Origin of the sequence: Amycolatopsis sp. SID8362, assembly GCF_010550475.1 — a bacterium.
Taxonomy (GTDB): domain Bacteria; phylum Actinomycetota; class Actinomycetes; order Mycobacteriales; family Pseudonocardiaceae; genus Amycolatopsis; species Amycolatopsis eburnea.
In genome coordinates this window covers 1-6,094 of record NZ_JAAGNB010000702.1, presented here as the reverse complement: position 1 = coordinate 6,094, position 6,094 = coordinate 1, and the positions used below count along the sequence as shown (strand labels likewise).

The 6,094-nt window shown below is 73.3% G+C and carries 7 protein-coding genes; 4 read left to right on the top strand and 3 right to left on the bottom strand.

What is annotated here, in order from left to right; translation table 11 throughout:
• Positions 1-341 (bottom strand): hypothetical protein (locus G3I65_RS21765; protein ID WP_203612455.1); only part of this gene is annotated, 341 nt, incomplete at its 3' end.
• 127 nt (positions 342-468) lie between these two features.
• On the opposite strand from G3I65_RS21765, the gene G3I65_RS21760 reads away from it, so the two are divergent.
• Positions 469-1,230, top strand: a complete 762-nt coding sequence (locus G3I65_RS21760) for a MerR family transcriptional regulator (protein ID WP_160697751.1) — start codon at positions 469-471, stop codon at positions 1,228-1,230.
• A 67-nt stretch (positions 1,231-1,297) separates the two neighbouring features.
• Positions 1,298-2,536 carry a cysteine--1-D-myo-inosityl 2-amino-2-deoxy-alpha-D-glucopyranoside ligase gene (gene mshC, locus G3I65_RS21755; RefSeq protein WP_160697750.1) on the top strand — a complete coding sequence of 413 codons (1,239 nt, stop codon included), beginning with the start codon at positions 1,298-1,300 and terminating at the stop codon, positions 2,534-2,536.
• 57 nt (positions 2,537-2,593) lie between these two features.
• Here mshC and G3I65_RS21750 read toward each other — a convergent pair whose 3' ends face one another.
• Positions 2,594-4,225, bottom strand: coding sequence for an ABC-F family ATP-binding cassette domain-containing protein (locus G3I65_RS21750; RefSeq protein WP_160697749.1), 1,632 nt, complete (start codon positions 4,223-4,225; stop codon positions 2,594-2,596).
• A 157-nt stretch (positions 4,226-4,382) separates the two neighbouring features.
• A complete protein-coding gene (locus G3I65_RS21745) occupies positions 4,383-4,859 on the bottom strand; it encodes a MarR family winged helix-turn-helix transcriptional regulator (RefSeq protein ID WP_160697748.1) in 477 nt (158 codons plus the stop codon).
• A 148-nt stretch (positions 4,860-5,007) separates the two neighbouring features.
• Here G3I65_RS21745 and G3I65_RS21740 point away from each other — a divergent pair, with 148 nt between their 5' ends.
• Positions 5,008-5,595, top strand: coding sequence for a helix-turn-helix transcriptional regulator (locus G3I65_RS21740; RefSeq protein ID WP_160697747.1), 588 nt, complete (start codon positions 5,008-5,010; stop codon positions 5,593-5,595).
• Positions 5,592-6,094, top strand: a 503-nt coding sequence (locus G3I65_RS21735) for an MFS transporter (protein WP_160697746.1), incomplete at its 3' end; no start/stop codon positions are given. The genes G3I65_RS21740 and G3I65_RS21735, both read left to right, overlap by 4 nt.

Here is a 6,094-nt window from a genome sequence, read left to right as displayed (position 1 = left end):
GCTTCGGTGTCGGAACCCCGGGCCAGCGCGGCAAAGGCACGAGCGGGGGCCGCCGGGTCTTCGGCCGCCACCCACACCACCGGGCAACGCGCCGCCCGGACGTAGGCGGCGGCGAGGTGCGTCTTGCCCGCTCCGCCCCGGCCGAGCAGGACGCAGAACCGGCCGGTCCGGAACGTCTCGTCGATCTTCGCCAGCAGTGTGGCGCGCGGCACAGCGGCGACCGGCTCGCCCGGGACGGCGCCGGAGACGAACCGGGGACGCGGACGGCGCCGCGCCAGCACAACCGCCGTGACCAGCGCGATCACGACGACCGCGGCGCCGACGACGAGCCCGGTGATCATCCGGCCAGGCTAACCGCGCGCGCCGCGGGACGGCGGTTGCGGAAGGGTGATGCTTGACCCTCACGTCGCGTCAGGCAGCACCGTGGTCGTCGCAAGGGCCGAACGGCCGCCGAAAAGGAGGGGACAGATGGGGCATCCGGTGGGCAAGGTCGCCGCACTGGCCGGGATCACCGTCCGGACGCTGCACCACTACGACGAGATCGGCCTGCTCAGCCCGAGCGGGCGGACCGCGGCGGGGTACCGCAGCTACGCCGACGAGGACCTCGACCGGCTGCAGCGCATCCTGTTCTACCGGGAGCTCGGCTTTCCCCTCGAGACGATCGCGACCCTCGTCGACGACCCGGGCATCGACGCCGACGCGCACCTGGAACGGCAGCGGGAGCTGCTGGTGGCGCGGATCGGGGAGCTCGGGCGGATGGTCGCGGCCGTCGACCGCGTGATGGAGGCGAGAGCCATGGGCAACGCGTTGACGCCCGAAGAGAAGTTCGAAGTGTTCGGCGAGTTCCGCGAGCCGGACGGCTACGCGGAGGAAGCCGCCCGCCGGTGGGCGCACACCCCCGAGTGGCGGGGCGCGGCCACCCCGTCCAAGGAGGACCTGGCGGCCGGGGAGGCCGCCCGGAAGGAGTGGGTGGCGCGGCTCCACGCCGTCCTGGACGCCGGCGGCGCGCCGGACGGCCCCGAGGCCGGGGAGCTGGCCGAGGCACACCGGGAGATGCTGTCCCGCGTGATGGGCGAGTGCTCCTACGAGACGCAGCGGCGGATCGGGGCGCTGTACGTCACCGAGCCGGTGCAGCTGGAGTTCCTGGTCCGGGCCGATGAGCAGCGTCCGGGCGTCGGCGCGTTCATCCGCGACGCCATCGAAGCGAACGCGGCCCACCGGGAGGAATGACTCCGCCACGTGGGGGAGGAGTCCCACCGGGCGGGAGGGTGCGCGGGGCAGCGCTTACAGTCGGGGTATGCAGACTTGGTCATCGGTCGACGTGCCCCGCATCCCCGGCACCCCCCGCCCGCTGCGGCTCCACGACACGGCCACCGGGCAGATCCGCCCGACCGCGCCCGGCGCCACCGCCCGGATGTACGTCTGCGGCATCACGCCCTACGACGCGACGCATCTGGGGCACGCCGCGACGTACCTCGCCTTCGACCTGGTGAACCGGATCTGGCGGGACAACGGCCACGACGTCCACTACGTGCAGAACGTGACGGACATCGACGAGCCGTTGCTGGAGCGCGCCGAGCGGGACAAGGACGACTGGGTCGTGCTCGGCATGCGCGAGACGGCGCTGTTCCGCGAGGACATGACCGCGTTGCGGGTGGTCCCGCCGCAGCAGTTCGTCGGCGCGGTGGAGAGCATCCCGGAGATCGTCGAGGTCATCGCCAAGCTGCTCGCCAACGGCGCCGCCTACCGGGCGGACGACCCGGAGTTCCCCGACATCTACTTCGACCACTCGGCGACCGGCAAGTTCGGCTACGAGTCGAACTACGACGAGCCGACCATGGCGAAGTTCTTCGCCGAGCGCGGCGGCGACCCCGACCGCCCCGGCAAGCGCCACCCGCTCGACGCGCTGCTGTGGCGTGTCGCCCGTGACGGCGAGCCGTCGTGGGAGTCCGAGCTGGGCCCGGGCCGTCCCGGCTGGCACATCGAGTGCAGCGCGATCGCGGTCAACCGGCTCGGCCTCGGGTTCGACCTACAGGGCGGCGGCTCCGACCTGATCTTCCCGCACCACGAGTACAGCGCGGCGCACGCCGAAGCCGTGGCCAAGGACGGCCCGTTCGCCCGCCACTACGTCCACGCCGGGATGATCGGCCTCGACGGCGAGAAGATGTCCAAGTCCCGCGGCAACCTGGTGTTCGTCTCGCGGCTGCGGGCCGACCAGGTCGACCCGGGCGCGATCCGGCTGGCCCTGTTCGCCGGCCACTACCGCGCCGACCGGCCCTGGACGGACTCGCTGCTCGCCGAAGCCGAGACGCGGCTGGCGCGCTGGCGCGAAGCCGTCTCGCTGGCCACCGGGCCGTCCGCCGAGGCGACGATCGCGCGGCTGCGCGACCACCTGTCCGACGACCTCGACACCCCGAAGGCCCTCGCCGCCATCGACGCGTGGGCGACCGAGGCCCTGCGCCGCGACGGCACGGACCCCACGGCCCCGGGCCTGATCCGCATCGCGGTCGACGCCCTCCTCGGCATCGCCCTCTGAAACCTGCTCAAGGGCCGCACTTTCACGTGAAAGTGCGGCCCTTGAGCGTATAACGACCTATACTGCGGCGGGGTGGCCGTCGGCCAGTTGCAGGTGGTCGCCGGACCAGTCGCGGCGCAGCCAGCGGTCGTGGGACGCGATGACGACCGCGCCCGGCGCCGTTTCGAGCGCCGCGAACAGCTCTTCCGCCAGGGTCAGCGAAATGTGGTTCGTCGGCTCGTCCAGCAGGAGGACGTCCGGCGGTTCGGCGAGCAGGATCGCCAGCGCCAGCCGCCGCCGCTGGCCGACCGAAAGCGCGCCGACGGGCTGCCGCAGGTCCCGGGACGCCAGCAGGCCGAGCCGGCTCAGCGGGGGAGCGTCCTCGCCGAGGGTGTCCCGGTAGACGCGGGCCGCGGTCCGCTCCGGCTCGTCGAAGGCGACGTCCTGCTCCAGCATCCCGACCCGCACGCCGTGTCCGAAGTGGACCGTTCCGGTGGCGGGCGCCAGCCGCCCCGCCAGCACCGAGAGCAGCGTCGACTTCCCCGCGCCGTTCCCGCCGGTGACGAGCAGCCGCGCCGACCCCTCGACGTCCAGCCGCGGCAGGCTCAGCCGGCCCGGGACTTCCAGCGCGCGCACCGAAATCGCCGGTCCCTCGCCGGCCGCCCGGCCGGTGAGCTCCGCCCGGAACCGCAGCGGCGCCGGGGGTTTGCGGACCTGGTCGCGTTCCAGGTTCTCCAGCCGCTGCTCGGCGTCGCGCACCCGCCGCGAGATCGTCTTCTGGACGCGCGCGCCCTTGAAGTGGTGGATGAACTTGTCGTTGTCGCGCGGACCGCGGCCGTAGGCGACGTTCCGCGCGGTGACCGCGACGGTCTCCCGCAGCTCCTTCAGCTCCTCCTGTTCTTCGGCGTAGCGCTGCTCCCACCGCGCGCGCTCGGCCTTCTTGTGGCCGAGGTAGTCGGAGTAGCTGCCGCCGTAGCGGACCGCGCCGCCCGCCTGCCGGTCCGCCGCGGCCGGATCGAGGTCGACGATGTCGGTGCAGACGGCGTCGAGGAACACCCGGTCGTGCGACGACAGCACGACGATCCCGGTCAGCTCGGCGAGGTGGCGTTCGAGGAACGCCATCGCCGGGTCGTCGAGGTGGTTGGTCGGCTCGTCCAGCAGGAGCGTCGCCGGCTGCCGGACGAGCAGCGCGGCCAGCCCGAGCCGGGACCGCTGCCCGCCCGAGAGCGTGCCGAGCCGCCGGTCCGGTTCGACGCCGCCGAGGCCGAGCCCGTCGCAGACGAGCTTCGCGCGGCGGTCGGCGTCCCAGAGGTCGTGGACCTGAGCCCACTCCAGGACGCGGCCGTACTCCTCGAGCACGGCTTCGTCGTCGGGCCGGTCGGTCATCGCCGCGGTCAGCTCGTCGAGGCGGGCCGCGGCGGCGCGGATCTCGGCGAGGGCGTCGTCGAGCACGTCGGCGAAGGTCGCGTCCGCGGCGAAGGGCAGCTCCTGCAGCAGGAACCCGACGTCGGGGCCGCGGAGCACCTCGCCGGAGCGCGGTTCTTCGAGCCCGGCGAGCAGGCGCAGCAGGGTGGACTTACCGCTGCCGTTCTCGCCGACGAGGCCGAGCCGCTGCCCGGCCGACGCGGTCAGCGAGACGCCGTCGAGCACCACGCGGGTGCCGTAGCCGAAGACGACGTCCTTGGCCTGCAAGGGAAAGAGGGTTGACATTGCGCATCACCGGGCCCAATGAGAAGAAGCGGAAATCCCGCCGGGCGTCGTGGCACGCGGGAGCGTCGGGCTCGACCGGGTGCCGCCTCGGAAGCGGGATGGGCGCGGTTCAGTTCTTCATAGTGAGGACAAGTTAACGCAACAACCGTAGAGTTAGTCAACGGGTTATGGCCTGCGTCACATCCGGCAGATCGACGGTCGACCGCTCGGCGGCCGCGGTGCCGTCGGTCAGGAACTCGAGCAGGGCCGTCAGCTGGCGGCGGTCGAAGCGCGCGAGCCGCTCGCCGACGAACCGGGCCATCGGCGCGTAGAGCTCGGCGAGTTCGGCCATCCGGTCGGGCAGCGGCCGGACGACGAGCCGGCGCCGGTCGGCCGGGTCGGGCGCGCGCTCGGCCAGCCGGTGCAGCGCCATCCGGTCGAGCAGGCGCGTGAACGCCCCCGTCGACATCCCGAGCAGGCCGGCCAGCTCGGTCGGGGAGTCGCTGACGCCGCCGTGGAGCAGGTGCAGGCAGTGCAGCTCGGTCGGGGTCACGCCCATCCGCTCGGCGACCGCGGCGTGGAAGAGCGCGGTCGAGCCCACGAACCGGGGGAGGGCGAGGGCGGCGGCGGTGGCGAGTTCGCGCTGGTCGGGCAACGTCCATCCAAGGTCGGGTCACGGCGCAGTCACTGCCCTGGGCAGCTGCTGCGTGGCGAACGATAGCGCAGCCGGTTGACAAAGCCGCAGGCGGGACCAAGTATAAAAGAACACTTTCGAAACAACTCTTTCAGAACCGGGGTGACCGATGGCCGGGCTGCCGCCGCGCAAGCGGATCGAGGACGTCGAGCTGCTGCGCGCGCTGGCGCACCCGCTCCGGTCGGCGCTGCTCAACCACCTGACCGCCGTCGGCCCGCGCACCGCGAGCGAGTGCGCGGAGGCGGTCGGCTCGACGGCGTCCAACTGCAGCTGGCACCTGCGGCAGCTCGCGCAGTACGGGCTCGTCGAGCGCGCCGACGCCGAAGACGGCCGCGAACGCCCGTGGCGCGCCCGCCAGGTCGGGCTCGAGGTGGGGGAGCTGGCCGATGACCCGGCCCACCGCGCCGCGCAGCTCGGGGTGGTCGGCGCGACGCTGAGCCACGAGCAGGAGCTGACCCAGCGGTACCTGGACTCCCTCGACGACCTCGACCCCGCCTGGCGCGCCGCGACCGGGATGTCGACCTACGCGCTGCGCGTCACCCCCGCGGAGCTGACCCGGCTGACCGAGGCGATCGACGCGCTGGTCCGGCCCTATGTCGGTGCGATACGGACCGACGCGCCGTCCGACGCGGGATCGGTGCACCTCGGCCTCCGCGCGTTCCCGCGCATCGAGCACTCGGGCAAGGCGGAGGCGTGAAACAGCTGCTGGGGGTGCCCGCGTTCGCGCGGCTGTGGGTGGCGGCGTTCTTCGGCGAGACGGCCGAGTGGATGCTCCAGGTGGCGCTGCCGGTCTACGTCTTCCAGCGCACCGGCTCCGCCGCGACGACGGCGTTGAGCATCGTGCTCGGCCTGCTGCCCGCGGTGCTGCTGAGCCCGGTCGCCGGCGTCGTCGCCGACCGGTGGAACCGCCGCGCGGTGCTGTTCGGCGTCTGCTGCGGGCTCGCCGTCGTCGCGCTCCCGCTGCTGGCCGAGCCCGCTGTCCCGGTGGTCTACGCCGTGATGGCCGCCCAGGCGGCGCTGGCGTCGGTGTTCGAGCCGGCGCGCAACGCGCTCGTCCCGGAGCTGGTCGGCGTCGCCGACGTGACCGGGGTCAACGGCCTGATGAGCGTCAACGGCAGCGTCGCCCGGCTCGCCGGGGGCTGGGCGGGCGGCGCGCTGCTGGGCTTCGGCGGGCTCGCCGACGTGATCACGGGCTA

Coding starts and splice junctions, on each gene's coding strand:
- G3I65_RS21740 (WP_160697747.1), top strand. CDS start 5,008: ATGGCCGGGCTGCCGCCGCGCAAGCGGATCGAGGACGTCGAGCTGCTG.
- mshC (WP_160697750.1), top strand. CDS start 1,298: ATGCAGACTTGGTCATCGGTCGACGTGCCCCGCATCCCCGGCACCCCC.
- G3I65_RS21750 (WP_160697749.1), bottom strand. CDS start 4,225: ATGTCAACCCTCTTTCCCTTGCAGGCCAAGGACGTCGTCTTCGGCTAC.
- G3I65_RS21760 (WP_160697751.1), top strand. CDS start 469: ATGGGGCATCCGGTGGGCAAGGTCGCCGCACTGGCCGGGATCACCGTC.